We start from the raw sequence: 25,202 nt of genomic DNA on the forward strand, positions 1-25,202 counted from the left end.
CTCCGCCCCGCGGCGATCATCCGCGACCTCGACCTCCGCCGGCCGATCTACCAGCCGACCGCGAGCTACGGCCACTTCGGGCGCGTCGACCTCGACCTCCCCTGGGAGCGCGTCGACCGTGCCGAGGCGCTGCGGAGCGCGGCCGGGCGCTGACGCCGTGCCGCTACCCGTCCCCGCTTCGGCTCCGGCGCCCCGACCGCGCCGGCCCCGCCTCGGGGCGCGCCTCTGCTACCGCCTCGGGGCCCTCCTCGTCCCGAACCGGCTGTGGCGCGGCGTCGGCCGCTCTCTCGAGCGCCACCCGAGCGGCTACCGGGCGCTGCACCGCGTCGAGGCCGGGGTAAAAGAGGCGGCATTTGGCTGTCGCGACTGCGGCCAGTGCGCGCTGCCGACGACCGGCTACGCCTGTCCGATGACCTGCCCGAAGGAACTGCGCAACGGCCCGTGCGGGGGGGTGCGCGCCGACGGGGGCTGCGAGGTCTTCCCCGAGGTGCGCTGCGTCTGGCTCGTGGGCTACGAGCGCGCGGCTGCGGCGGGCGCCGCGGCAGGCTTCGCGCCGCTGCTCGGCCCGCTCGACCACCGGCGCGTCGGGGAGAGCGCGTGGGTCAACTACTGGCTCGAGCGCGACGGCTCGCCCGCCCCGCGCCGGGGCGCGCTCCACGCGGGGGCGCCGCGGTGAGCGCAGCCGTCGTCGGGGCCCGCCCGGTGCGGGGCCGTCTCGCGACGGCGGTGGCCGAGGGCCGCTTCGCCGTCACCGCCGAGCTGACGCCCCCGAAGGGCGCCGACACCGCCGCGCTGCGGCGCGCCGCCGCGCTCCTCGCCCCGCACGTCCACGCCGTCAACCTCACCGACAACGCCGGCGCCGTCGTCCGCCTGGCGAGCTGGGCGGCGGCGGTCGCCGTCGCCGAGGAGGGGGTGGAGCCCGTCGTCCAGCTGCAGTGCCGGGACCGCAACCGCCTGGCGCTGCAGTCCGACCTCCTCGGCGCCGCGGCGCTCGGGATCCCGAACGTCCTCCTGCTCACCGGCGACCACCAGAGCGCCGGGGACGAGCCGGGGGCCGCGGGGGTCTTCGACCTCGACGCGCTGACGCTCATCGAAACCGCGGCGCGCCTTCGCGACGAGGGGCGCCTCGGCTCGGGAGCGGCGCTCTCCTCGCCGCCGCGCTGGCTGATCGGGGCGGTCGAGAACCCGGCCGCTCCCCCGCTCGCCTTCCGCCCCGAGCGCGCGGCGCGCAAGGTCGCCGCCGGTGCGCAGTTCCTCCAGACCCAGTTCGTCTTCGACGTCCCGCTCTTCGCCGAGTTCCTCGGCCGCCTCGGGGACCTCGGCGCCCTCGAGCGCTGCGCCGTGCTCGCCGGCGTCGGCCCGGTGCGCTCGCGGCGGATGCTCGAGCGCCTCCGCCACGGGATCCCCGGCGTCGTCGTCCCCCCCTCATTCGCGGCGCGCTTCGACGGCGTCCCCGACGCCCGCTTCGCGGAGGCGGGGATCGCGTACTGCGCCGAGACGGTCGCCGCGCTGCGCTCGCTCCCGGGGATCGGGGGCATCCACCTCATGGCCTTCTCCTGGGAAGAGGCGATCGTCGAGGTCCTCGAGCGCGTCGGCCTCGCGGCGCGCGAGCCCGAGGCGGTGGCGCAGTGAACATCGACCTCCGCCTGGACGGCGCGGCGCGCCGCGGGGTCGGAGAGGGGATCGAGGCGGCCGCCGCGGCGCTGCGTGCCGTCGAGTCCGGCGCCCTCGACCCGACGCGGGCACGCGTCGTCGGCGACTGGGTGCAGTACAAGCAGAACTTCCGCGAGCCGGTGATGGCGCGGCCGGTCCTCGGCCACAAGGAGGAGGAGCTCGAGCTCGCCTTCGACCTCCGGCGCGCGGACGCCTCCCTCCTCGACGGCCAGATCGCCGCCGCCCTCGCCATCGACGACAGCGAGGCGGCGTGGCTCGAGGACTTCGGCCCCGTCTCGCGCAGCGTCCTGTGGCGCTTCAACGCCCTCTACTGGGGGGAGCTCGCGCTCTGGGAGGAGGCCTCGGGGCGCGCCTACGCGCAGACCCTCCCCGGCGGCGAGAGCGCGGCGACCAAGAGCGAGGCGGCGCGTGCCGTCGTCCTCGAGCTCTTCCGCGTCTTCGACGCGCTCGCCGAGCGCCGCGCCCTCCCCGAGCACCTCACCGTGCTCGAGATCGGGGTCGGCAACGGCGAGCAGGCGCGGGTCTGGCTCGAGGAGTTCCGCCGCGCCGACGCAGAGCACGGCCGCGAGTACTACCGCCGCCTGCAGTACCTGATGGCCGACTACTCGACCCATGTCCTCGACCTCGCCCGCCAGACCGTCGCCGAGCACCGCGACAAGGTCTCCACCCTCGCGCTCGACGCCGCCCACCCCCGCGAGACGCTCCGCTTCCTCGACGGCGAGGTCTTCTTCGTCTACATCTCGAACGTCTACGACAACCTCCCGACCGACGAGCTCGCCTGCCTCGACGGCGAGCTACACCAGGTCGAGGTGCGCGCCCACCTCCCCGGCGCCGACGTGCGCGCCCTCGCCGAGACGCTCGGGATGGAGCCCCACTGGGTGGAGGGGCTCGTCGCGCGCCTCGTCACCCTCGGCCCCCGCCTCCTCTCCCAGACGATGCCGTCGGTGTTCGCCGACGCGGCCGCGGCGACGACCTTCTGGCGCGAGGTGTGGTCGCGGCTGCGCCTCGCCGAGCGCTACCGCCCCCTCGGCCCGCTCGACCGCTACCTCCTCTGCGAGGAGCTCACGGGGGAGCTCATCGAGCCGCTCACCGCCGGCCAGGGCGACGTTCGCTTCCACGCCTCCAACGGGGCGGTGTCGAGCTTCCTCGACACCCTGCCGCTGCTCAACCCGTACGGCTTCCTCACCTGCCACGACCTGTTCGTCACCGACCTCGCGCAGTACCGGAGCGCCTTCCGCGGCCCCGGAAAGTACGACGGCTCGGTCGTCAACTGGGTGAACGGGCCGGTGCTCAGCGCCGCGGCGAGCCGTCGCGGCTACCACGTCACCTTCGAGCCCTTCGCGCACGGCTCGCGCTCGCCGATCGTGACGGCCGTCGCACGGGCACGCGATTGAGCACCGCGGCCGACCCCGCAGGGCCCGGCGAGGGCGCGGCGCCGGCCGGCGCGCCGCGCCTGTTGCGCACCGCGGTCGTCGGCTCCTACTCGGTGCCGGAGTGGCTCGGGCGGGTGAAGACCGACTTCCACCTCGGCAGGGCCTCCCCCGAGCTCCTCGGGGAGATCAACGAGATGGCGATCAAGGCCGCCCTCATCGACCAGCTGCACGCCGGGATCGACGTCGTCTCCGACGGCGAGTACCGCCGCGACAACGACATGGACCACTTCGTCGAGCGCCTCCCCGGCGTCGCCCTCACCGGGCCGCCGAAGACCTACTACTTCGACTACCTCGAGGCCGCGGCCCGCTCGCGCCTCCCCGAGCCCGACGACTTCGGCGGCTTCGGCCTCGTCGACCACCTCGCCTTCATGCAGGGCCTCACCGACCACGAGGTCACGGTCTCGATGCCCGGCCCCTTCTCTCTCTCGCGGCGGATCGCCAATGAGGCCTATCCCGACGAGGGGGCGCTCGTCCAGGCCCTCGCCCGCCTCCTCGGCGCCGAGGCGCGCCGGCTGGAGGCGGCCGGGGCGACGCGCCTGCAGATCGACGAGCCCTTCCTCGCCGGCTACCCCGAGGCGGTGCGGGTGGCGATCGCCGGGCTGAACACCCTCACCGAGGGGATCACCGCGCGCGTCGCCCTGCACGTCTGTTACGGCAACCGCTACGCCCGCCCCGCCTGGGAGGGGCACTACGACTTCCTCTTCCCGACGGTGCTCGGGGCGCACGTCGACGAGCTCGTCCTCGAGTTCGCCCGCAAGGGCCTCGACGACCTCGCGCTCTTCCGCCCCGAGCCGGAGCGCTTCGTCGTCGGCTGCGGGGTGATCGACGTGAAGAGCCGCGAGGTGGAGAGCGCCGAGACCGTCGCCGGGCGCCTCCGCCAGGCGCTGCGCACCGTCCCCCCCGAGCAGCTGGCGGTGAACCCCGACTGCGGCCTGCGCCACCTCCCCGTGGCCGTCGCCCGCGCCAAGCTCGAGGCAATGGTGAAGGGCGCGGCCATCGTGCGCGCCGAGCTCGGCGGTGCGGAGACCGCCCCCGAGGAGCCGCTCCCGCACCGCGTCGGGATCCTCGGCGGGGAGCCGTCGTGAGCAGCCGCGAGCGCCACCTCGTCCTCACGATCACCTGCACGGACCGCACGGGGCTGATCTACGAGATCGCCGGCGAATTCTCGACGCGCGGCTGGAACATCGACGACAGCCAGCAGTTCGCCGACCCACTGACGCACACCTTCTTCATGCGCGTCGAGGCGAGCAGGGTGGCCGCCGACGGCGAGGTGGAGGCGCTCGAGCAGGCGCTCCGGGCGCGCGCCGCGGCGGGCAGCATGATCGTCGGCCTCTACGACGCCGAGGCCCGCCAGCGCCTCCTCATCCTCGTCAGCCGCATCGGCCACTGCCTGAACGACCTGCTCTTCCGCCAGGCCACCGGGCAGCTGCACGCCGACGTGGCGGCGGTCGTCTCGAACCACCCCGACCTCGGCCCGGTCGCCCGCGCCAACGGCGTCGCCTTCCACCACCTCCCCGTCGGCCCCGACAACCGGGCCGAGCAGGAGGCCGAGATCCTCGCCCTCGTCGACAAGCTGCAGGTCGACCTCGTCGTCCTCGCCCGCTACATGCAGATCCTCTCGCCCTCCCTCGTCGAGGCGCTCGCCGGGCGGGCGATCAACATCCACCACTCCTTCCTCCCCTCCTTCAAGGGCGCCAACCCCTACCGGCAGGCCTTCGAGCGCGGCGTGAAGGTGATCGGCGCGACCGCGCACTTCGTGACGAGCGACCTCGACGAGGGGCCGATCATCGAGCAGGAGGTGACGCGCGTCGACCACCGGATGTCCCCGGCGCGCCTCGCCGCCCTCGGCCAGGCGAACGAGTCCGCCGCGCTCGCGCGCGCGGTCACCTGGCAGCTCGAGCACCGCGTCTTTCTGAACGGCAACCGCGCGGTCGTCTTCCGGTGAGCGCCGAGAGCCCGCTCCTCGCGGCCGCCCGCGGCCCGGGCCTCGCCGTCACCGCCGAGCTCGGTCCGCCGCGCGACCCGGACCCCGAGCCGCTGCGGCGGGCGGCGCGGGCGCTGTCCGGGCTCGTCGACGCCGTGAACGTCACCGACAACCAGGCGGCGACGGTGAAGTGCTCGGCGCTCGCGAGCTCGGCCTTCCTCCTCGCCGAGGGCGTCGCGCCGATCCTGCAGATGACGACGCGGGACCGCAACGTGCTCGCGCTGCAGGGCGACCTCCTCGGCGCGCACGCCCTCGGCGTGCGCGCCGTGCTCGCCCTCTCGGGGGACCCGCTCTCGGTGGGCCCCTACGGCGAGCTCACGAGGGCGGTCTCGGACTTCGACTCCCTCGGCCTCATCGCGCTCATCGCCGCGATGAACAAGGGCCGCCTGTACGCCGGTGAGGAGCTCACCACGCCGACCGCCTTCACCGTCGCCGCAGCCGCGAACCCGCTCGTCGACACGGTCGACAAGCTCGTCCAGAAGCTCGACGCCGGGGCGGAGCTGCTGCAGACGAACATCGTCTTTGACGTCGAACGCTTCGCGGCGTGGTTCGCGGGCGTCGTCGCCGCGGGGGTCGCCGATCGGGCGCCCGTCCTCGTCGGCGTCACCCCGCCGCGCGGCACGGCAATGCTCGAGCGCCTCGACCGCATCCCCGGCGTGGAGGTCGACGCCGCGACCTTCTCGGCCCTCGCGGGCCTCGAGGGCGCCGAGGCGCGCGCCGCGGGGATCGCGGTCGCGGCGCGCGTCATCGAGGAGCTGCGCGGCGTGCCGGGGGTGGGCGGGGTCCACCTGATGGCACCCGGCTGGGAGGAAGAGGCCGTTCCCGCGCTCGTCGCCAGTGCCCGCCTCGGCGGGCCCGGCGCGAGCCGGGAGGGGGGACCGGGGGCGCTCGCCGCCGCCGCCGGCCCGGTAGATTACAGCGGCGGGGAGGCGCTGCGGGCTGCGGGGGGTCCTTGACAACTCGTGGTACGACGTGTCTCATACGAACACAAAAAATGCGACGCCACCAGGATCTCCGCCTGCTCCTGCGGTAGTGGCGTCCATCGGGGGGAGCTGGCCGCCGGGGGGCGGCAGGGGGTTTCACATGCACATCCGACACGGGCGACTTGTCGCCGCCGCGGCACTGGCCCTCGGGGTCGTCGCCTTCGGGCCGATCAGCTCCGCGACGGCCTCGTCATCGCACCACGCGGCCGCGGTCGCCGCCGTGCACCACGGCGGGTCGCTCGTCGACCTCGTGAACGGCGGCGAGTGGCCGGGCCTCGACCCGGCGACGAACACCCAGGACACCGCGGACGCGACGGAGAACAACGCGATCTTCGGACAGCTCTTTGAGGTCGGCCCGAACGGCACGATCGTCCCGAGCATGGCGAGCGGCTACCACCTCGCCGACCACAACCTGAAGGTGCTGATCTCCATCCGCCCCGGCCAGAAGTTCCAGGACGGGACGCCCTTCAACGCGCAGGCGGTCGCGCAGAGCATCCAGCGCGACCTGCTGCCGGCGAACGCCTGCCTTTGCCTCCCGAACTTCAAGGCGGTGACCTCGATCGCCGCCCAGGGGAAGTACACGGTGGTCCTCACCCTCTCGTCGCCCTTCTCGCCGATCATCCCGGCGTTCGTGAACGAGGCACCGAACTGGGTCACCTCGCCGACGGCGCTCGCGCGGATGGGTGAGGCGGCCTACGCCCAGCACCCTGTCGGTGCGGGGCCCTTCGAGGTGGTGAGCAACTCGGCGAGCTCGCAGCTCGTGCTGAAGCGCTACCCCGGGTACTGGCAGAAGGGCCGGCCCTACCTGAACTCGCTGACCTTCACCTCGACGGGGAACGACCAGACGGACCTCTCCTCGATCCAGGCGGGTCAGGCGCAGTACTCGATCGTGACGACGATCCCGATCTTCCAGCAGGCCAAGAGCACGGCGGGCCTCACCACCTACCGGCTGCCGGCGATCCTCATCCAGTTCGTCGCGCTGAACAACAACCTGCCGCCCTTCAACAACCCGACGGCGCGCCTCGCGCTCGCCTACGCGACGAACCCGAAGTCCCTCGTCGCCAACCTCTACGGCCACATCTACACGCCGGTCCAGGGCTACACCGGCCCCGGCCAGCTCTTCTACCAGCCGAAGGTCTCGGACTACCCGGCCTACAACCTCACCAAGGCCAAGGCCCTCGTCCAGCAGCTGGGCGGCCTCACGATCACCCTCGACACGACGACGAACACCCAGTTCTGGATCACCGAGGCCGAGGCGCTGCAGTCGATGTGGGGACAGGCCGGCATCAAAGTGAACGTGAAGATCGACAGCCTGCAGAACCTGCTCGGTCTCATCGCCTCGCGCAATTGGCAGGCGATCAGCTCGAACTGGGGCAACAGCATCGACCCGGCGATCGACCTGCCGATCTACTTCGCCTCCTACGGCAACTTCTCGGGGATCAAGGACCCGACCCTCGACGGGCTGATGAACCAGGGGGCGGCCTTCGCCTCGGCGCCGACGCGCGCCCGCGTCTATGCGAAGGTCAACCAGCAGATGAACAAGACGGCCGAGGCGATCTTCGAGTACGCGAAGCCGGTGCTCATCGTCACCCGCTCGAACGTCCAGGGCGTCGCCAACGGCACCCCGGTCGTCGACTGGGAGAACGTCTGGATGAAGTAGCGCCGCGACAGGACGTCGCGTAGGGGAAGGGGCCCGCTGCGGCGGGCCCCTTCCCGCGCCACGCCACGGATCAGACGGCGGCGTGCTCGAGGGGGAAGTGGCAGGCGACCTCGTGGCCCGGGGCGAGCGTGCGCAGCTCGGGCACCTCGGCGGCGCAGCGCTCCTCGGCGCGCGGGCAGCGGGTGCGGAAGCGGCAGCCGCTCGGCGGGTCGAGCGGCGAGGGCGGCTCGCCCCCGAGGTTCTCCGACGGGCGGCGGCGGCCGACCTTCGGGTCCGGGCTCGGGATCGAGTCGAGCAGGCCGCGGGTGTAGTGGTGCAGCGGCTGGCGGTAGATCTCCTCCGCGGGGCCGACCTCGCAGAGGCGGCCGAGGTACATCACCGCGACCCGGTCGCTCACCTGCTTCACGAGCGCGAGGTCGTGCGCGATGAACAGGTAGGCGAGGCGCAGCTCGGCGCGCAGCTGCTCGAAGAGGTTGAGGATCTGCGCCTGGATGAGCACGTCGAGCGAGCTGACCGCCTCGTCGCAGATGATCAGCGCCGGCGAGAGCGCGAGGGCGCGGGCGATCGCCACCCGCTGGCACTGGCCGCCGGAGAGCTGGCGGGGCCGGCGGTCGGCGTAGAGCGAGGGGTCGAGGCCGACGAGGTCGAGGAGCTCGCGGACGCGCCTCCCCCGCTCGGCGGCGCCCACCCCGTAGGCGAGCAACGGCTCCTCCACGATGCGCGCCGCCTTCCACTTCGGGTCGAGGGAGCCGAAGGGGTCCTGGAAGACCATCTGCACGTGGCGGCGGGCGTCGAGCAGCTCGCCCTTGCGCAGCTTGGTGAGCTCGACGCCGCGGAAGCGCACCTCGCCCGACTTCGGGCGGGGCGACTGCAGGATCGAGCGGGCGAGGGTCGACTTCCCCGAGCCGGTCTCACCGACGATGCCGAGGGTCTCCCCCTCGCGCACCTCGAACGAGACGTCCGAGACCGCCTGCACGACCCCGCCGCGCACCCCGCCGTGGTCGCGCACGACGAACTCCTGCACGACGTGGCGCGCCTCGAGGAGGGGCGCTCCCGGCGCCGCGGGCGGCGGCTCGTCGAGCGCGGTCACTCCCCCTCCGCCCTGTGCGGGTGGAAGCAGGCGTAGCGGTGACCCGGCTCGTGCTCCTCGAGCGCGGGGCGCTCGACGCGGCAGCGCTCGGTGACGCGCGGGCAGCGGGGGTTGAAGGCGCAGTTGTCGGCGAGGTCGCTGAGGTCCGGCGGCCGGCCGGGGACGACGGGGAGGAGGGAGTGCGAGGGGCGGTCGATGCGCGGGATCGCGTCGAGGAGCACCTTGGTGTAGGGCATCCGCACCCGCTCGAAGAGCTCCTCGGTCGCCGCCCCCTCGACGATGCGGCCGGCGTACATCACCGCCACCTCGCTCGTGTAGGAGGCGGCGAGGCCCATGTCGTGGCTGATGAGAAGGAGCGCCATCCCCATCTCCTGCTGCAGCTCGAGGAGCATCTCCATGATCTGGGCCTGGGTGGTGACGTCGAGGGCGGTCGTCGCCTCGTCGGCGATCAGCAGCTTCGGCCGGCAGGCGAGGGCGATCGCGATCATCACCCGCTGGCGCATCCCCCCCGACAGCTGGTGGGGGTACTCGACGTAGCGGGTCTCCGGCGAGGGGAGTCGCACCATCCGCAGCAGCTCGATCGCTCGGTCGCGGCCCTGCTGCCTCGTGATCTTCTCGTGCACGCGCACCGCCTCGCGGATCTGCGCGCCGATCCGCATCGTCGGGTTGAGCGAGCGGGCGGGATCCTGGAAGACCATCGAGATGAGGCGCCCGCGCACCTGGCGGAGCTCCTTCTCCGAGCACCCGACGAGCTCGCGGCCCTCGAAGCGGACCGACCCCGAGACCTGCGCCGTCGGCGGGAGCAGCCCCATCACCGCCCGCGAGGTGACGGTCTTGCCCGAGCCGGACTCGCCGATCACCGCGAGCGTCTCGCCGGGGGCGACGCTGAAGCTGACCCCGTTCACGGCGCGCACGACGCGGCCGCCCCCGTTGAAGCGCACCCGCAGGTCGTTCACGTCGAGCAGCACCGGCGCCGTGACGTCGTCGAAGCGCCGCAGCTGATGCGCCGGATGCTCGTCGCGCGCCGCGAGGCGCCCGGCCTCGGCGGTCGTCACCGGCTCGCCCAGCGGTCGCGCACCGCGTCGCCGACGAGGTTCAGGCTGAGGACCGTGGCGATGAGGAAGGCGGCGGGGATGATCACGAGGTCCGGGTTGCTCGACAGGTAGCTCTGGCCGACCGCGAGCATGTTCCCCCAGCTCGGCCCGGGCGGCGGCACCCCGTAGCCGAGGAAGCTGAGGGCCGCCTCGACGATGATCACGATCGGGATCCCGAGCAGGCCGAAGGTGAGCAGGTTCGGCACGACGTTCGGGATGACGTGGCCGAAGAGGATCGCCCGGTCCTTGCGCCCCGAGAGCCGCGCCGCCGTCACGTAGGTCTGCTCGCGCAGCCGCAGCGTCTGCGCGCGGGCGATGCGGGCGAAGGCGGGGACCGAGAAGAAGGAGATCGCGAAGATCACGTGCAGCTCGCTCGGTCCGAGGAACTGCGAGACGACGATCGCGAGGATGAGCGCCGGGAAGGCGAGGAACATGTCGAGGATGCGCATCATCGTCGCCTCGATGAGGCCCCCCTTGAAGGCCGCGAAGACCCCGTAGTAGCCGCCGAGGCAGAGGCCGATGAGGTTGGCGCCGAGGCCGACCTCGATCGAGACCCTCCCCCCGTAGAGGATGCGGGAGAAGATGTCGTTGCCGAGGTTGTCCGTGCCGAACAGCGCCCCCCGCGAGAGCGGCGGGACGTTGGCGTTCTGCAGCTGGCCGCCCACCGGGCTCGGCAGGCTGTGGTCGATGAGCGGCCAGAGGAAGCACGCCCCGACGAGCAGGGCGAGGAAGCCCGCCGGCAGCCAGAGCTCGAGGTCGCGCCGCCAGCGCGGCGCGGCGATCTCCGCGGCGTCGTGCACCGCGGTGACGCCGATCTCGGCGACCGAGACCTCAGGAAGTCGAACGGCCATAGCGGATCCGCGGGTCGAGGACGGCGTAGAGCAGGTCCGTCGCGAGGTTGGCGAGCACGATGACCACCGCGATCAGCAGCACCACCCCTTCGACGACGATCACGTCGCGGTTGTTGATCGCCTGGATGAGCTCCTGGCCCATGCCCGGGAGGGCGAAGATCTGCTCGATGATCACCGTCCCGCCGATCAGGGTGCCGAGGTTGAGACCGATCAGCGTGAGGAGGCCGAACATCGAGTTGCGCAGCGCGTGGCGGACGAGGATCACCCAGGGGTGGACGCCCTTCGCGCGCGCGGTGGTGATGTAGTCCTCGGCGACGAGCTGCTCGACGATGTCGGCGCGCAGCAGCCGCGTGTAGGTGCAGAACAGACCGAAAGCGATGGTCGCCGCCGGGAGCACCATCGAGTGGATGTTCTCCCAGAAGTTCTGCCTGAGCGGGACGTAGCCGAGCACCGGGACGAGGCGCAGGTGGAGGGCGAAGACGAGGCTCGCGAGCAGCGCGAGCACGAAGTTCGGCGTCGCGAGGCCGGCCATCGAGACGAGGATCGAGCAGCGGTCGACGAAACCCCGCGGGTGGCGGGCGGCGAGGACGGCGACGGGGATCGAGAAGGCGACCGAGAGCACGAAGGCGAAGAGGATCAGCTCGATCGAGACCGGGACCCGCTGGCCGAGGATCGAGGTGACCGACTGGCCGCTCGCGAGCGAGTTCCCGAAGTGCCCGCTCAGCACGTTGCCGAACCAGTGGCCGAACCGGGTGAAGAACGGCTCGTTGAGGTTGAGCCGGATCCGCAGCGCCTTCAGCTCCTGCGGGGTGGCGTTCAGGCCGAGGAGCGAGCTCGCCGCGTCGCCGGGGAGGAGGTTGAGCAGCGAGAAGGTGATGAACGAGACCCCGAAGAGCACTGGGATCGCGGTGAGCAGGCGGCGGCCGATGACCCGCAGGCTCGGCGAGGAGGCGAACGCGTGCAGGAGGCGGTTCCGGCGGGGCGGAGTAGAGGCGGCCGGGGCGCCCAATGTCACGGACGTCACGATCCGATGGCCCCCCAAAGTCCACGAGCCCCGCTCGCCGGCCAACCGGCGAGCGGGTGCCGGCGGCCCCCCGCCGACCTCCGCAGCATAGAACAGCACTTCCACGCGCACGTGCACAGGAATCTGCCCCGGCGGGTTCCCCTCGGCCCCGCGGCGCCCTAAAATCGCCACACGGCAGAAGGGGGCCCCATGCTGAGCACCGAAGAGAACGTCCTCCTCACGAGCACCTCGCGGGGCACTCCGATGGGCGAGCTGCTCCGCCGCTACTGGCACCCCGTCGCCGCCGCCACCGAGTTCGACGAGCAGCGCACCAAGGCCGTGCGCCTGCTCGGCGAGGACCTCGTCCTCTACAAGGACCGCTCCGGCAGCTACGGGATGCTCGAGCGCCACTGCCCGCACCGCCGCGCCGACCTCTCCTACGGCTACGTCGAGGAGTGCGGCCTGCGCTGCAGCTACCACGGCTGGGCCTTCGACGCCGAGGGAAACTGCACCTCCCAGCCCTTCGAGGACGTGCAGCACGAGAACCGGCGCTTCAGGGACTCGATCAAGGCCCGCGCCTATCCCGTCCAGGAGCTCGCCGGGCTCGTCTTCTGCTACCTCGGGCCACAACCCGCACCGCTCTGCCCGAACTGGGAGCTGTTCACCTACGAGAACGGCTTCCGCCAGATCGTCCTCGCCGAGGTGGACTGCAACTGGCTGCAGTGCGCGGAGAACAACATCGACCCGGTGCACTTCGAGTGGCTGCACAACAACTGGGCCCTCGAGCAGCTCGGCCGCTTCTCGAAGGGCGAGCGCGCCGCGGCGCACGTGCGCATCGGCATCGACGAGTGGGAGTACGGCTTCGGCTACAAGCGGATCCTCGAGAACACCGACGAGACCTCGCCGCTTTGGACCCAGCCGCGCCTGCACATGATGCCGAACCTGTTCATGCCGGGCGGCACGCACTTCGAGTACCGGGTGCCGGTCGACGACACGCACACCCTCTCGGTGGTCTGGAGCTACGAGCCCGTGCCCCTCGAGCAGCGCCCCTACGTGCAGGAGAAGATCCCCCACTGGTACGCCGAGATCACCGACCCGGTGACGGGGCGCTGGATCAACACCCACGTCATCAACCAGGACACGATCGCCTGGGTCGGCCAGGGCAGGCTCGCGGACCGCGAGAACGAGCACCTCGGCGCGAGCGACCTCGGCGTGCGGATGTTCCGCAAGCAGCTGCTCTCGGACCTCGCGGCCATCGCCGAGGGCCGCGACCCGATGGGCATCGTCCGCGACCCGGAGAAGAACTCCCCCGTCCGCTGGCCGGACGACCGGCGGCTGCTGATGGAGAAGGGGCTGCCGAAGAAGGAGTGGCTGCAGCGGCGCGAGCAGCGCCCCGACTCGCCGCGCCCCGCCGACGACTACTTCGCCTTCTACGCCGGCCAGCCCCCCGAGGTGCGCAAAGCCTACGAAGAGGCGATGGGGATCTAGGACAACCGAGCCGAGGAGGGCGACGATGGTGCGGGTCACGACTACCTGAACTTGGACGGCAACGCTGAGGAGACCTTCGAGTTCTACAAGGGCGTCTTCGGCACGGACTACGTCGCACCGATCCGGCGGATGGGCCGACATCCCCGCGGGCGACGACGCCCCGAAGCTCTCCGAGGACGAGCAGCAGAAGGTGCTGCACGTCGCGCTCCCGATCCTCGCCGGCCACGTGATCATGGGCACCGACATCCTCGAGTCGATGGGCCACGAGCTGCGGATCGGCAACAACACGACGATCAACGTCGAGCCCGACAGCCGTGAGGAGACCGAGCGCCTCTTCGACGCACTCTCGGAGGGCTCGACCGACCTCGCGCCGCTTGCCGACATGTTCTGGGGCGCGACGTGGGGGAGCTGCCTCGACCGCTTCGGGGTGCACTGGATATTCAACTTCGAGCACGCCGCGCCCTGAGGCCCCGGTGGGCGCCGCCGCCGCAGGTCAGCCCGAGGCCGCGAACGCCGCGAGCGCGAGGCCGGCGAGGCGGTAGCGGGTCCACTCCTCCATTGGGAGCGCGCCGATCGAGCGGTAAAAGGCGATCGCGGGCGCGTTCCAGTCGAGCACCGACCATTCGAGCCGCGGGCACCCCTCGGCGACGGCGAGGCACGCCAGCTCGGCGAGCAGCGCCCGGCCCACGCCGCGGCCACGGTGCGCGGGGCGGACATAGAGGTCCTCGAGGCAGATGCCCGGCCGTCCCGTCCAAGTGGAGAAGCTCCGGAAGTAGATCGCCATCCCGGCGAAACTCCCGTCGACGAGCGCGAGCCGGGCGAAGGCGGCCGGCTCCTCGCCGAAGAGCGCCCGTCCGAGCATCGCCTCGTCGATCTCCACCTCCTCGAGGGCGCGCTCGAAGTGCGCGAGCTCGCGGATCATCGCGACGAGCTCGCCGAGGTCGTCGCGGGTGGCGAGGCGGATCATGGAGGGAGTCTCGCTCCGATCGTGAAGGTGCAGCGCCCGGCGGCGGGCTCCCGTCGTCGGCTCGGGCCGGGACCGCCGCGCCCCGATGGGTTCGACCGTATCCGTCCGCCCCACGGCGTGCCACGGTGCACCCTCCACGCCCAGAGGGGGGCTGATACCTTCCGCTCGGCCGAGGGGTGCCCGTCCAAGAGGAGAGCGCAGTCGCCGCATCGATCTTCGTCGACCTCGGGCCGCTCCGGCGTTTCCCCGACTTCCGCCGGCTGTGGGTCGGCTTCGGCCTCCGTCAGTTCGGCACCTGGCTCACGGTGACCACCGTCGTCTACCAGGTCTTCATCCTCACGCGCTCCAACGTCGCGGTCGGCCTGATCAGCGTGGCGCAGGTCGTGCCCGGCGTGATCACGCCGGTCTTCGGCGGGGCGATCGTCGACGCCGTCGACCGCCGGCGCCTCCTCGTCGTCACCGCGCTGCTGCTGTCGGTCTCAAGCGTCGCCCTCGCGCTCAACGCCCTCGGCGGGCACCCGGCGCTGTGGCCCCTCTACGTCTGCTCCGGGGCGACCTGGGCGCTCACCGGCATCGACACGCCGACGCGCACCGCCGTGCTCATCACCTTGGTGGACCGCGACTCCTACATCGCCGCGAACGTCCTCCGCCAGGCGCTCTCCCAGCTCGGGCAGGTCGCCGGGCCCGCGATCGCCGGGGTGCTCATCGCCACCTTCTCCCACGACATCGCGGCGGTCTACTGGATCGACGTCGCGGTGACGCTGGCCGCGACGCGCTCGGTGCTGCGGCTCCCCGCCCTCGGCGCGGCAGGCGGTCGCTTCAGCCTGTCGTCGATCGCCGAGGGCTTCGCCTTTCTGAAGCGCCGGCAGGTGATCCAGGCCTGCTTCCTCGCGGACATCAACGCGACGCTGCTCGGCCTGCCGACCTCGCTCTTCCCCTACATGGCCTTTGTCCACTTCCACGGCGGGGCGCGCACCTTCGGCCTCCTCACCGCCTCGCCAGGGATCGGCGCGCTCCTCGGCGCGACGGTGAGCGGCTGGACCCAGCGCGTCCGCTACCAGGGGCGCGCGGTGCTGATCGCGGTGGTCGTCTGGGGGCTTGCGATCGCCGCCTTCGGCTTCGTCCCGTGGCTCGCCGCGGGAGTCGCGCTGCTCGCCATCGCGGGCTGGGGGAACGCCGTCTCGGCGGTGATGCGCAACACCATCCTCCAGGCCGAGACGCCCAATCGCCTGCGCGGGCGGCTCACCTCGCTGCAGAGCATCTCGGTGCAGATCGGCCGCCTCGGCAACGCTGAGGCCGGCTTCGTCGCGGCGCTCTCGAACGCACAGCTCTCGATCGTCTCGGGAGGGCTCGGCTGCATCCTCGGCGTGCTCGCGATCGCCCGCTTCATGCCCGCGTACGCCCGCTACCGCCTCGACGCCCGCCCGAGCGCGCCGGACGAGATGGAGGAGGGCGCGACGGGGTAATAGAGGCGGTATGACCGTTCCTCAGCCAGAGCCGCCGCCGAAGCCGGAGAGCCCCGATCCCGAGGCCGAAGAGGCCCCGCCCGGGGACGCGGGAGAAGAGGCCCCGCCCGGGGACAAGGAAGCCGAGCGCGAAGGCGGCACCGAGCCGGGAGTTCCGCGCGAGCCGGCCTGACCGGAGCATCGACTTCTCGCTCGCGGCGCTCGCCTTCGCCGTCAACATGGACCGCTCTTCGGGGCTCGCGATCTCCACGATCGCGTGCGTCGCCGGCTGGACGGCTCACTACCTGGAGGAGCTCAGTGAGCCACCCCTCTGCTTTCGCGCCGTGCCGCGCTCTACGTCGGCAACACCGGGCCGTAGCGCGCAACGACGGCCCCGTGGCCTTGGGCGAGCGGCCCGCCGCTGGCACTCAGCCCCCGATCGGGGGTGGCGCCTCGAGGCCGTAGAGCTCGGTGACGTTCTCGGAGAGGATCCGCCGCAGCACCTCGGGGGCGAGGCCACCGAGGTCGCGGTCGATCACCTGGCGGGAGTTCGGCCAGCTGCTGTTGCCGTGGGGGAAGTCGTTCGACCACATGCAGTTGCGCACCCCCCAGCCGTGCGGGAAGTGGTGCGAGCCGACCTCGTCGCTGACGAAGGTCGCGTAGACCTGCCGCTCGAAGAGCTCGCTCGGCGAAGCGCTCAGCTCGAGGCCGTTCATCTCCCCGTGACGGCGCGCGTAGTAGTCCCACTGCTGGAGGATCCAGGGGATCCAGCCGATCTCGAACTCGACGAGCACGAGCTTCAGGCGGGGGAAGCGGTCAAGGGTGCCGTAGAAGAGGAAGTCGAAGAGGCCGTGGATGGCGTCCATCACCTTGTACTCGACGCTGCCGCGGAACTGCTCGATGCCGCGCATCCGCTGGCGGCTCGAGTAGCTGAAGCCCGACAGGATGTGGAGGTTGATCGGCGCCGCCATCTCCTCGGCCGCGGCCCACAGCCGGTCGTAGTGGCCCGTCGTGTACTCGAGGCCATCCGGAGGGACGTGCCAGAGGAGGGCGCCCTTCAGCCCCGCCGCGGTGGTGCGCTCGAGCTCTTTCACGGCGAGGTCGATGTCGTAGGCGGAGATCATCGGCACCCCGACGAGGCGTCCCGGGGTGCCGGCGCAGTACTCGACGATCCAGTCGTTGTAGACCCGGAAGCACTCGCGCTGCAGGTGCGCGTCGGTCAGCTTGTACTGGGTGAGCCCGAGCGTCGGATAGAGCACCTCCATGCTCACTCCGTCGCGCTCCATGACGCCGAGGCGGTCCGCCGGATCGGTCGCGCCGGGCAGGTCCCCGGAACGGTCCGGGAGCGGAGGGAGCGCGTCGCGAAGGTCGGCCGGGAGGCGTGTCGCCCAGAGGTCGGGAGGCTCGTCGACGTGGGAGTCCGCCGAGATGAGCAGCTCCGCATTGGTGGCGACCGCCGTCGGGTCCACCTGCCTCAGCACCGACCGCTGCATCCGCGCACCTCCGTCCGTCGTCTTCGCTGACACGCTCCACCACCGGCGGGCCCCCGTCAACCGAGCCCTTGACCGCAGTCGGCGGCGGCTCGACAATCGCTGCGTGGCCCGCGAGGAGATCGACGCCTACCTGGCGAGCCTCGACGAGCCCAAGCGGGCGACCCTCGCCGCGCTCCGCGAGAGCCTCCGGCGCCTCCTCCCCGACGCCGAGGAGGGCATCTCCTACGGCCTGCCCGCCTTCCGGCTGCGGGGCAAGACCGTCGCCGGCTTCGCCGCCTTCACGCGGCACCTGAGCTACCTGCCGCACAGCGGCTCGGTCTTCCCGGTGCTCGCCGACGACCTCACCGACTACACCTTCTCGACCGGGGCGCTGCGTTTCCCGATCGACCAACCGCTCCCCGAGGCCCTCGTCGAGAAGCTCGTCGCGGTGCGCCTCCGCCAGGCATTCGCCGAGTAGCCCATGGGCCGCGGGCACGTCCCGCCGCCCATGGGCCCGCGGGCACGCCCCGCGGGCCATGGGGACGTCAGCCCTCCACCAGCAGCTCGCCTCCGAGGTCGGCCCGCCCGCCGCGCGGGAGCCTCGCCGGCCGCAGCGCGACCAGCACCACGGCGAGGGCGACGAGGGCGAAGGCGAGGCCGGCGGTGAAGGTGACGTCGATCCCATGGATGAGCGTGGCGCGCGCCGGCGCCGACAGGACGGTGCCCGCCGCCTGGCTGAGCTGTGCGTGGTGGGTGACCGAACCGAAGACCGTGACGAGGCCGGAGAGGCCGAGGGCGGCGCCGATCTGCTGGGCGGCGTTCACGAGGCCGGAGGCGGCGCCGGCGTCGGCGGGCTCGACGTCGGTGAGGGACGCCGAGGTGAGCGAGACGAGCGAGGTGCCCGACCCGAGGCCGAGGACGACGAGGCTCGCGAGGGCCTCGAGCGGCGAGGCGCCGACGTGCAGGCGGCTCGCCGCGACGAGGCTGGCCGCGACGAGGCCAATGCCCCCGAGCATCAGCGTCCGCGCCTTCAGGCGGTCGGAGAGGACCCGGCTCGTGAGCTGCGAGGAGACGAAGACCGAGGCGGGGAGGGCGAGGAACGTCACCCCCGTGCGCAGCGGCGAGTAGCCCTGCAGGTCCTGGAGGAACTGCGAGAGGAAGAACCACATCCCGTACATCCCTGCGAAGACGAGGCCGCGGGCGAGGTTGGCGGCGTTGCGCGCCCGGTGGGCGAGGAGGCGCAGCGGCAGGATCGGCTCCTCGACGCGCCGCTCGTGGGCGACGAACAGCTGCAGCAGCATCGCCCCGGCGACGAGTGGGACGACGCTCGAGGGGCTCGTGAATCCTTGGCTCGCCGCCTCGACGAGACCAAGCACGAGGCCGGTCATGCCGAGGGTCGAGCTGAGGGCGCCGCCGAGGTCGAAGCGGCCGGTGCGGCGGGGCGTCTCGGAGAGGACGATGCGCCCGCTCAAGAGCACCGCGACCCCGATCGGCACGTTCACGAACATCACCCAGCGCCAGGAGGCCCACTCGGTGAGGAGGCCGCCGGCGACGAGGCCGGTGGCCCCGCCCGCCGCGGCCATCGTGGTGAACAGCCCGAGTGCCCGTACCCGCTCCCGCCCCTCGGAGAAGACCTGGGTGAGGAGCGCGAGCGCGGAGGGGGCGGCGAGCGCGGAGCCCGCGCCCTGCAGCGCGCGCGCCGCGAGCAGCGTCGTGCCGTCGGTGGCGAAGCCCCCCGCCAGCGAGGCGACCGAGAAGAGGCCGATCCCGAGGAGGAAGGTGCGGCGGCGGCCGAGCAGGTCGCCGGCGCGCGCCCCGAGGAGGAGGAGGCCGCCGAAGGCGAGGATGTAGGCGTTCAGCACCCACGACAGCCCGGTGCTCGAGAAGCCGAGGCCGCGCTGGATGTGCGGCAGGGCGACGTTCACGATCGTCCCGTCGAGGGTCGCCATCAGCTGCGCCGTGAGGATCGTGACGAGGAAGAGGCGGGGGTGGGCGCCGGAGCGCGAGTCGGAGCGGAATGCACCGCTGTCGGGCGGCGTTTTGGCTGCTGCGCGCGTTTCGAGAAGGGTGCTGCTCGGCATTGACATCGACCTTTCCGCTGTTACTCTGTGGCTAAGCGGAAGCTTCCTCCGATTACTATACGGAGGGCCCCTCCGTTTAGCAACACCCGGGGAAAAGAAATCCGGGGAGCGGCCCGTCGGGCCTGCGAAGCGAGGTGGGGAAGGATGCGCGAGGAAGAGGGCGGCAAGGCGATGCGGGCGGACGCCCGCCGGAACTACGACCGGCTGGTCGCCGCCGCGAGGCAGGTGTTCGCACGTGAGGGCGGGGGCGCCTCGATGGACGCCATCGCCAAAGAGGCGCGCGTCGGGGTCGGCACCCTCTACCGCCACTTCCCCAGGCGCATCGACCTCGTCGAGGCCGTCTACCAGAGCGACGTCGACGCGCTGATCGTCACCGCCGAGAAAGCCCAGGCCAACCTCGAGCCCTGGGAGGCCCTCGTCAGCTTCCTCGAGGCCTTCGTGCGCTATGCGCAGGGCAAGCGGACCTTCATCAACGAGCTTCAGGAGGCCTTCGAGAAGCACCCGGAGCTGCGGGTCGGGACGCGCGAGCGGATCGACGCCGCCGTCGCCGAGATCCTCCGCCGCGCGCAGGAGGCCGGCGTCGCCCGCACCGACATCGAGGGCACCGATCTGTTCCAGCTGATGGGCTCGATGTGCACCAACCCCGCCCTCACCTCACAGCAGAGCGCCCGCCTGCTGCCGATGATCGTCGACGGCCTCCGGCCGCCCCGCTGAGGCGCACTCTCAGCGGGGCGGCGGCCCCGTCGAGGCGCGCGCCGTCGACGACCTCGCGACGACGAGCAAGCGCCTGCGGGAAGCGGGCAACCGCCTGGAGCTGATGACGCAGTGGGCGGCGGCCAACCCCGACTGAGCCGCCGCACCGGCTGACCGCCTCCCGCCTACTGGGCGGGCTCACCGGCGCCGTGCACCGACATCAGCCCCGACTCGTAGGCGACGACCACCAGCTGCGCGCGGTCGCGGGAGCCGAGCTTCGCGAGCAGCCGGCTCACGTGGGTCTTCGCGGTGGCGACGCTCATGTGCAGCTCGCCGGCGATCTCGCTGTTCGAGCGGCCGCGGCCGACGAGCACGAGCACCTCGCGCTCGCGGGGCGTGAGCGCGTCGAGGACCGGGCAGTCCCGCGCCTCGGGGGGCTGGCGGCGGGCGAACTCCTCGATCAGCGTGCGGGTCACGCTCGGCGCGAGCAGCCCCTCCCCCGCGGCGATGATGCGGATCGCGGCGAGCAGGTCCGCCGGCGGGGTGTCCTTCAGGAGGAAGCCGCTCGCCCCCGCCCGCAGCGCCTCGTAGACGTACTCGTCGAGGTCAAAGGTGGTGAGGATGAGGACCCGCGTCGTCTCCCCGCCCGCCGCCGAGACGATCCGGCGCGTCGCCTCGATGCCGTCCATCTCGGACATGCGGACGTCCATCAGCACCACGTCCGGGCGGCGCTCCCCGGCGATCCGCACCGCCTCGGCGCCGTCGGCCGCCTCGCCGACGACGACGAGGTCCTCGGCCGAGTTCACGAGCACCGTGAAGGCGCCGCGCACGAGCGCCTGATCGTCGACGACGAGGACGCTGCTCGTCACTGCGGCGCCCCCCCGACGGGCAGACGGGCGAGCACCCGGAAGCCGCCCTCGGGGCGCGGGCCGGTCTCGATCGCGCCGCCGTAGGCGGCGACGCGCTCGCGCATCCCGACGATGCCGTGGTGCTCGAGGTCGCTGGCGACCGGCCACTTGAGCGAGTTGCCGAAGCCGTCGTCGAGCACCTCCACCACCGCGTCGTCGCCCTCGCGACGCAGCTCGACGCGGGCATTCGCGGGCCCGGCGTGCTTCACGACGTTGGTCAGCGCCTCCTGGACGACGCGGTACACCGAGAGCTGCAGCGCGGGGGACAGCGAGCCCGCGACGCCGTCGCCGACCAGGAGCTCGACGGGGATCCCGGCGCCGCGCACCTCCTCCACCAGCTCGTCCAGGTCACCCACTCCCGGCGCGGGGGCGAGCTCGGGGCCGTCTACGCCGTCGCGGCGCAGGATCCCGAGCATCCGTCGCAGCTCGCCGAGCGCCGCACGACTCGTCGTCTCGACCGCGGCGAGCGCCGCCTTGGCCTGCTCGGGCTGGCTGTCGATGACGTGGCGGCCGACGCCGGACTGCACCGCGATCACCGAGAGGCTGTGCGCGACCACGTCGTGCAGGTCGCGCGCGATCCGCAGCCGCTCCTCGGCGACACCGCGCTGCGCGCGCTCGAGCGCCTCGCTCGCCCGCTGCGCGGCCTGTCCGGCGAGGCCGGCGGTGTAGGCGCGGCGCACGCGCACGCTGTCGCCGACGAACCACGCGGCGACCGAGACGAGGACGCTGAAGGTGGAGTCCCCCATCGCCGGGTGGTGGGCGAGGCCGATCCCCGAGGCGACGAGCAGGGCGACCCCCGAGAGCGCGAGCGCGGGCAGCGACTCCCGGCGCCCCTTCACGGCGGCGACCTGGTACATCGGGAGGGCGATCAGCGGATCGGGGGCGAAGGAGGCGCCGAGCCCCGTCGCCATCGAGAGCGAGGCGGTGGCGATGACGAGCGCCGCGATCGGCGCTCGGCGGCGGATCGCGACCGGGACCGCGGCACCGAGCGCGAGCAGCAGCAGCGCCCCGGCGGGACCGACGCGGCGGTCCCCGTTGTTCGTGATGTGCGGGACCGTCGCCAACAAGAAGAGCAACGCCAGCGCGAAGTCGGCACGCTGCAGCTGCGCCGGGCGGATGCGGTGGAGGAAGGGCGGCCGCAGGCCGAGCTCGCTCTCCTGCACCGACCCCATCCTCGTGACGCTACTGACGGCGGGCCCGCCCGTCGTCGGCCTCCGGTCGCGGCCGCCGTACACCGCTGGTCGTACACTGCCTCCCCCTGTTGCGCCGGCACCCTCCCCTGGTGGTACGGGACAGAGCGACCGGCGGCCGATGACGGGCGCGGCGCGATCGTCGACGATGGGATCACACGGCGGGCCAACGTGGCCGGCCGCGGGAGGAGGAGCAGTGATCGAGGCGAAAGCGCTCACGAAACGCTACGGCGAGAAGGTCGCCGTGAGCGACCTGAGCTTCGAGGTCCGACCGGGCATCGTGACCGGCTTCCTCGGGCCCAACGGCTCGGGCAAGTCGACGACGATGCGCATGGTGATGGGCCTCGACATGCCGAACGGCGGCGACGTCACGGTGAACGGCCAGCACTACCGCGACCTCGGCTGGCCGCTGCGCGAGGTCGGCGCCCTCCTCGAGGCCAAGGCGATCCACCCCGGGCGCAGCGCCCGCAACCATCTGCTGATGCTCGCCCAGACCAACCACCTGCCGGCCAGCCGCGTCGAGGAGTGCCTCGACATGGTCGGCCTCAGCTCCGTCGCCGGCCAGCGCGCCGGGAAGTTCTCCCTCGGCATGGGCCAGCGCCTCGGCATCGCCGCGGCGATGCTCGGCGACCCGGGGGTGCTGCTGTTCGACGAGCCGGTGAACGGCCTCGACCCGGACGGGATCCGCTGGGTCCGCAACCTGCTGAAGGGCCTCGCAAGGGAGGGGCGGACGGTCTTCGTCTCGAGCCACCTGATGAGCGAGATGGCCCTCACCGCCGAGGAGGTGATCGTCATCGGCCGCGGCAAGCTGATCGCCCAGACCTCGGTCGAGGACCTCACCGCGCAGAGCTCGGCCCGCTACGTGCGGGTCCGCTCCGCCGAGCCCGCGCGGCTGCGCGAGGCGATCGATCGCGCCGGCGCGACGACAAACCTCGACGACGACGGCTCGCTCACGGTGCGGGGCCTCCCCGCGGCCGAGATCGGCCAGCTCGCCCTCACCCTCGGGGTGGCCCTCCACGAGCTCGCCCCGCAGTCGGCCTCCCTCGAGGAGGCCTTCATGGAACTCACCGAACAGAGCGTCGAATACCACGGCGAGACGACAGGAGCACCGGCATGACCGTGACCACGATGGACACCGCCCCCCCGGTCGTCGCGCCCGCGCCGGTCGCCGCCCATTACTCGATGATGGACCTCCTCCGCTCGGAGTGGACCAAGCTGCGCACCGTGCGCTCGACGATGTGGACCCTCGGGCTCATCATCATCCTCGGCGTCGGCCTCTCGGCGATCGCCACCGCGGAGACGACGGCCCACTGGGCGACGATGGACCCGGGCTCGAAGATCGGCTTCGACCCGACCCAGACGAGCCTCATCGGCGTCGCCTTCGGCCAGCTCGTGATCGGCATCCTGGGGGTGCTCGCGATCAGCGCCGAGTACGGGACGGGGACGATCCGCGCCACGCTGTCGGCGGCGCCCGCACGCTGGAAGGTGCTCGCCGCGAAGGCGGGGGTCTTCGGGGCGGTGGCGCTCGTCGTCTCTGAGGTCGTCGCTTTCGTCGCCTACTTCCTCGGCCAGGCGCTCCTCAAGGCGCCGACGCCGCACACCAGCCTCGGCAGCCCGCAGGCGCTACGGGCGGTCGTCGGCGCCGGCCTCTACCTCACCGTCCTCGGGCTCTTCGCCCTCGGGATCGCGACGATGATCCGCCACACCGCCGGTGGGATCAGCGCCTTCGTCGGCGTGCTGCTCATCTTCCCGCTGATCAACGGGGCGCTGCCACAGTCGCTCCAGCAGACGATCCGGGAGTACCTGCCGGCGCACATCGGTGACCAGATCACCGCCTACCACCAGTTCCCCTCGCCGCACGCCTTCACGCCCTGGGTCGGCTTCGCGATCCTCTGCGGCTACGCGCTGGCGGCGCTCGTGATCGGGGGCGTGCTGCTCACCCGCCGGGACGCCTGAACAGCCCGTTCCCCGCGCCGCCGGCCCGCCGCCGGCCGCTCCCCCGCCCGGCGGGCACCGCCACGACCGCCGCCGCCCGACGCGCGACGGGGCGGCGGCGCGTCGCCGCGTCGGCGAGGTGCGCGGAAATGGCTAAAACCGGGGGCGACGGTGTTCGCGAGGAGGTCCCGTGGCCGATCACATCGCTGTCGTCGAGGTCGAGATCGACGCGCCCGCGGCGCGGGTCTGGCAGGCGCTCGTCGACCCCGAGCAGGTGATGCGCTACATGTTCGGGGCGGAGGTGGAGTCCGACTGGAAGCCAGGGAACCCCGTCGTCTGGCACGGCGACTGGGAGGGCAAGCCCTTCGAGGGCCGCGGCGAGGTGCTCGAGATCGGCCCGCCGCGCTTTCTGAAGCTCACGCACTCGAGCGGCGCGGCCGCCGACGGGGCGCGCCACGTGCTGGGCTACGAACTCCTCGAGGCCGAGGGGCGGACGACGGTGCGCCTCAGCCAGGGCGGGAACGCGAGCGAGGAGGGGGCCGAGCACGCCCGCGGCAACTGGGAGGCGATGCTGGCAGCGATGAAGGGGCTCGTCGAGGCAAGCTGAGCCCCGGGGCCACCCAGAAGAGGGAGAACGATGGACGATCACGACGTGGTGCAGCACATCACCGAGCTCGTCGCCGAGGAACACGAGCTCCGCTCGCACGCCACCGGCCACAGACTCGGCGACGAGGAGCGGGAGCGCATCGCGGCGCTCGAGGTCCAGCTCGACCAGTGCTGGGACCTCCTCCGTCGCCGGCAGGCCCGCGAGGAGTTCGGGCAGGACCCGAACGCCGAGGAGGAGCGCCCGGCCGAGGTCGTCGAGCACTACCGCCAGTAGGCGGGGCACCCTCCCCACCGGGGTCCGGCCGGGAGGGGTGGAACCGCTACAGCCCCGTCGTCGATGGTGTCTTCGCGAGCACCGCTACCCCGACGCCCGCCACCGGGACGAAGACCTGGTGATTGGTCGGGTCGACGGCCACCGAGTGGGTGTTCGTCGTGGTCCCTCCGGTGGCGAAGTTCTGCAGCCAGGTCGCCCGCGGCACCTGGCGCGTGCCGCCGGCCGAGATCACGCCGATCACCGGAGTCGGGTAGCCGGCGGTGGTCCCGTCCGAGGTCATGCGGTTCGCGCCGAGGTAGAAGTCGTTAGTGCCCGGGTCGTACCAGATCTCATCGGCACCGCTCACCTGCGGGAAGCGGGCGAGGACCGCG

27 protein-coding genes are annotated in these 25,202 nt (G+C 72.4%); 17 read left to right on the forward strand and 10 right to left on the reverse strand.

Going from position 1 to position 25,202, the window contains the following annotated elements; translation table 11 throughout:
• The 8 genes from VNF07_11260 to VNF07_11295 all read left to right on the forward strand — a co-directional run.
• The coding region (locus VNF07_11260; GenBank protein ID HVB06811.1) for a methionine adenosyltransferase domain-containing protein at positions 1-153 on the forward strand (153 nt) is incomplete at its 5' end.
• Between the two features lie 4 nt (positions 154-157).
• Positions 158-676 carry a methylenetetrahydrofolate reductase C-terminal domain-containing protein gene (locus tag VNF07_11265; protein ID HVB06812.1) on the forward strand — a complete coding sequence of 173 codons (519 nt, stop codon included), beginning with the start codon at positions 158-160 and terminating at the stop codon, positions 674-676.
• A complete protein-coding gene (locus VNF07_11270) occupies positions 673-1,632 on the forward strand; it encodes a methylenetetrahydrofolate reductase (GenBank protein ID HVB06813.1) in 960 nt (319 codons plus the stop codon). Before VNF07_11265 ends, VNF07_11270 begins: the two co-directional genes overlap by 4 nt.
• Entirely contained in the window at positions 1,629-3,068 is a 1,440-nt protein-coding gene (locus VNF07_11275; protein ID HVB06814.1) for a class I SAM-dependent methyltransferase, read from the forward strand. The genes VNF07_11270 and VNF07_11275 overlap by 4 nt, the downstream gene beginning before the upstream one ends.
• The gene (locus VNF07_11280; protein ID HVB06815.1) at positions 3,065-4,192 is read left to right on the forward strand and encodes a hypothetical protein; all 1,128 of its coding nucleotides are present in this window, start codon (positions 3,065-3,067) and stop codon (positions 4,190-4,192) included. Before VNF07_11275 ends, VNF07_11280 begins: the two co-directional genes overlap by 4 nt.
• A complete protein-coding gene (gene purU / locus VNF07_11285) occupies positions 4,189-5,052 on the forward strand; it encodes a formyltetrahydrofolate deformylase (protein ID HVB06816.1) in 864 nt (287 codons plus the stop codon). The genes VNF07_11280 and purU overlap by 4 nt, the downstream gene beginning before the upstream one ends.
• Complete coding sequence (locus VNF07_11290) at positions 5,049-6,047, forward strand: methylenetetrahydrofolate reductase (GenBank protein ID HVB06817.1); 999 nt, start codon at positions 5,049-5,051, stop codon at positions 6,045-6,047. Before purU ends, VNF07_11290 begins: the two co-directional genes overlap by 4 nt.
• Positions 6,048-6,174: 127 nt before the next feature.
• Positions 6,175-7,734, forward strand: coding sequence for an ABC transporter substrate-binding protein (locus VNF07_11295; GenBank protein HVB06818.1), 1,560 nt, complete (start codon positions 6,175-6,177; stop codon positions 7,732-7,734).
• 70 nt (positions 7,735-7,804) lie between these two features.
• Here VNF07_11295 and VNF07_11300 read toward each other — a convergent pair whose 3' ends face one another.
• From VNF07_11300 to VNF07_11315, 4 genes are read right to left on the reverse strand one after another with little or no spacing between them, the layout of a single operon-like run.
• Positions 7,805-8,824 carry an ABC transporter ATP-binding protein gene (locus tag VNF07_11300; protein ID HVB06819.1) on the reverse strand — a complete coding sequence of 340 codons (1,020 nt, stop codon included), beginning with the start codon at positions 8,822-8,824 and terminating at the stop codon, positions 7,805-7,807.
• On the reverse strand, positions 8,821-9,879 hold the full coding sequence (locus VNF07_11305) for an ABC transporter ATP-binding protein (GenBank protein HVB06820.1): 1,059 nt from the start codon (positions 9,877-9,879) through the stop codon (positions 8,821-8,823). Before VNF07_11305 ends, VNF07_11300 begins: the two co-directional genes overlap by 4 nt.
• A complete protein-coding gene (locus tag VNF07_11310; protein HVB06821.1) occupies positions 9,876-10,769 on the reverse strand; it encodes an ABC transporter permease in 894 nt (297 codons plus the stop codon). The genes VNF07_11305 and VNF07_11310 overlap by 4 nt, the downstream gene beginning before the upstream one ends.
• The gene (locus tag VNF07_11315; GenBank protein ID HVB06822.1) at positions 10,750-11,784 is read right to left on the reverse strand and encodes an ABC transporter permease; all 1,035 of its coding nucleotides are present in this window, start codon (positions 11,782-11,784) and stop codon (positions 10,750-10,752) included. Before VNF07_11315 ends, VNF07_11310 begins: the two co-directional genes overlap by 20 nt.
• 198 nt (positions 11,785-11,982) lie before the next feature.
• Here VNF07_11315 and VNF07_11320 point away from each other — a divergent pair, with 198 nt between their 5' ends.
• Together VNF07_11320 and VNF07_11325 are read left to right on the forward strand one after the other, a co-directional pair.
• Entirely contained in the window at positions 11,983-13,260 is a 1,278-nt protein-coding gene (locus VNF07_11320) for an aromatic ring-hydroxylating dioxygenase subunit alpha (protein HVB06823.1), read from the forward strand.
• Between the two features lie 190 nt (positions 13,261-13,450).
• Positions 13,451-13,726 (forward strand): hypothetical protein, encoded by a 276-nt coding sequence (locus tag VNF07_11325; protein HVB06824.1) that lies wholly within the window; start codon positions 13,451-13,453, stop codon positions 13,724-13,726.
• A gap of 27 nt (positions 13,727-13,753) precedes the next feature.
• Here VNF07_11325 and VNF07_11330 read toward each other — a convergent pair whose 3' ends face one another.
• Positions 13,754-14,227: a GNAT family N-acetyltransferase gene (locus VNF07_11330; GenBank protein ID HVB06825.1), complete on the reverse strand. Its 474-nt coding sequence runs from the start codon at positions 14,225-14,227 to the stop codon at positions 13,754-13,756.
• 176 nt (positions 14,228-14,403) lie between these two features.
• Here VNF07_11330 and VNF07_11335 point away from each other — a divergent pair, with 176 nt between their 5' ends.
• Positions 14,404-15,693 (forward strand): MFS transporter, encoded by a 1,290-nt coding sequence (locus tag VNF07_11335; protein HVB06826.1) that lies wholly within the window; start codon positions 14,404-14,406, stop codon positions 15,691-15,693.
• 407 nt (positions 15,694-16,100) lie between these two features.
• Here the strand turns inward: VNF07_11335 and VNF07_11340 are convergent, their stop codons facing one another.
• The gene (locus VNF07_11340) at positions 16,101-17,153 is read right to left on the reverse strand and encodes an amidohydrolase family protein (GenBank protein HVB06827.1); all 1,053 of its coding nucleotides are present in this window, start codon (positions 17,151-17,153) and stop codon (positions 16,101-16,103) included.
• 115 nt (positions 17,154-17,268) lie between these two features.
• Between VNF07_11340 and VNF07_11345 the strand changes: the two genes are divergently transcribed.
• On the forward strand, positions 17,269-17,622 hold the full coding sequence (locus tag VNF07_11345) for a DUF1801 domain-containing protein (protein HVB06828.1): 354 nt from the start codon (positions 17,269-17,271) through the stop codon (positions 17,620-17,622).
• A gap of 67 nt (positions 17,623-17,689) precedes the next feature.
• On the opposite strand, the gene VNF07_11350 is transcribed toward VNF07_11345, so the two are convergent.
• A complete protein-coding gene (locus VNF07_11350; protein ID HVB06829.1) occupies positions 17,690-19,225 on the reverse strand; it encodes an MFS transporter in 1,536 nt (511 codons plus the stop codon).
• Between the two features lie 144 nt (positions 19,226-19,369).
• Between VNF07_11350 and VNF07_11355 the strand changes: the two genes are divergently transcribed.
• Positions 19,370-19,939, forward strand: a complete 570-nt coding sequence (locus VNF07_11355; GenBank protein ID HVB06830.1) for a helix-turn-helix domain-containing protein — start codon at positions 19,370-19,372, stop codon at positions 19,937-19,939.
• A gap of 164 nt (positions 19,940-20,103) precedes the next feature.
• Here VNF07_11355 and VNF07_11360 read toward each other — a convergent pair whose 3' ends face one another.
• The gene (locus VNF07_11360) at positions 20,104-20,787 is read right to left on the reverse strand and encodes a response regulator transcription factor (GenBank protein ID HVB06831.1); all 684 of its coding nucleotides are present in this window, start codon (positions 20,785-20,787) and stop codon (positions 20,104-20,106) included.
• Complete coding sequence (locus VNF07_11365; GenBank protein ID HVB06832.1) at positions 20,784-21,998, reverse strand: sensor histidine kinase; 1,215 nt, start codon at positions 21,996-21,998, stop codon at positions 20,784-20,786. Before VNF07_11365 ends, VNF07_11360 begins: the two co-directional genes overlap by 4 nt.
• 214 nt (positions 21,999-22,212) lie before the next feature.
• Between VNF07_11365 and VNF07_11370 the strand changes: the two genes are divergently transcribed.
• The 4 genes from VNF07_11370 (at position 22,213) to VNF07_11385 (ending at position 24,831) form a co-directional block, all read left to right on the forward strand.
• The gene (locus VNF07_11370; protein HVB06833.1) at positions 22,213-23,133 is read left to right on the forward strand and encodes an ATP-binding cassette domain-containing protein; all 921 of its coding nucleotides are present in this window, start codon (positions 22,213-22,215) and stop codon (positions 23,131-23,133) included.
• Positions 23,130-23,972: an ABC transporter permease gene (locus VNF07_11375; protein ID HVB06834.1), complete on the forward strand. Its 843-nt coding sequence runs from the start codon at positions 23,130-23,132 to the stop codon at positions 23,970-23,972. Before VNF07_11370 ends, VNF07_11375 begins: the two co-directional genes overlap by 4 nt.
• Positions 23,973-24,141: 169 nt before the next feature.
• Entirely contained in the window at positions 24,142-24,558 is a 417-nt protein-coding gene (locus VNF07_11380; protein ID HVB06835.1) for an SRPBCC family protein, read from the forward strand.
• Positions 24,559-24,588: 30 nt separating this feature from the next.
• Positions 24,589-24,831 carry a DUF2630 family protein gene (locus tag VNF07_11385; protein HVB06836.1) on the forward strand — a complete coding sequence of 81 codons (243 nt, stop codon included), beginning with the start codon at positions 24,589-24,591 and terminating at the stop codon, positions 24,829-24,831.
• 46 nt (positions 24,832-24,877) lie between these two features.
• Here the strand turns inward: VNF07_11385 and VNF07_11390 are convergent.
• Positions 24,878-25,202 (reverse strand): hypothetical protein (locus VNF07_11390; protein ID HVB06837.1); only part of this gene is annotated, 325 nt, incomplete at its 5' end.

This window comes from Acidimicrobiales bacterium, assembly GCA_035533595.1.
Taxonomy (GTDB): Bacteria; Actinomycetota; Acidimicrobiia; order Acidimicrobiales; family Bog-793; genus DATLTN01.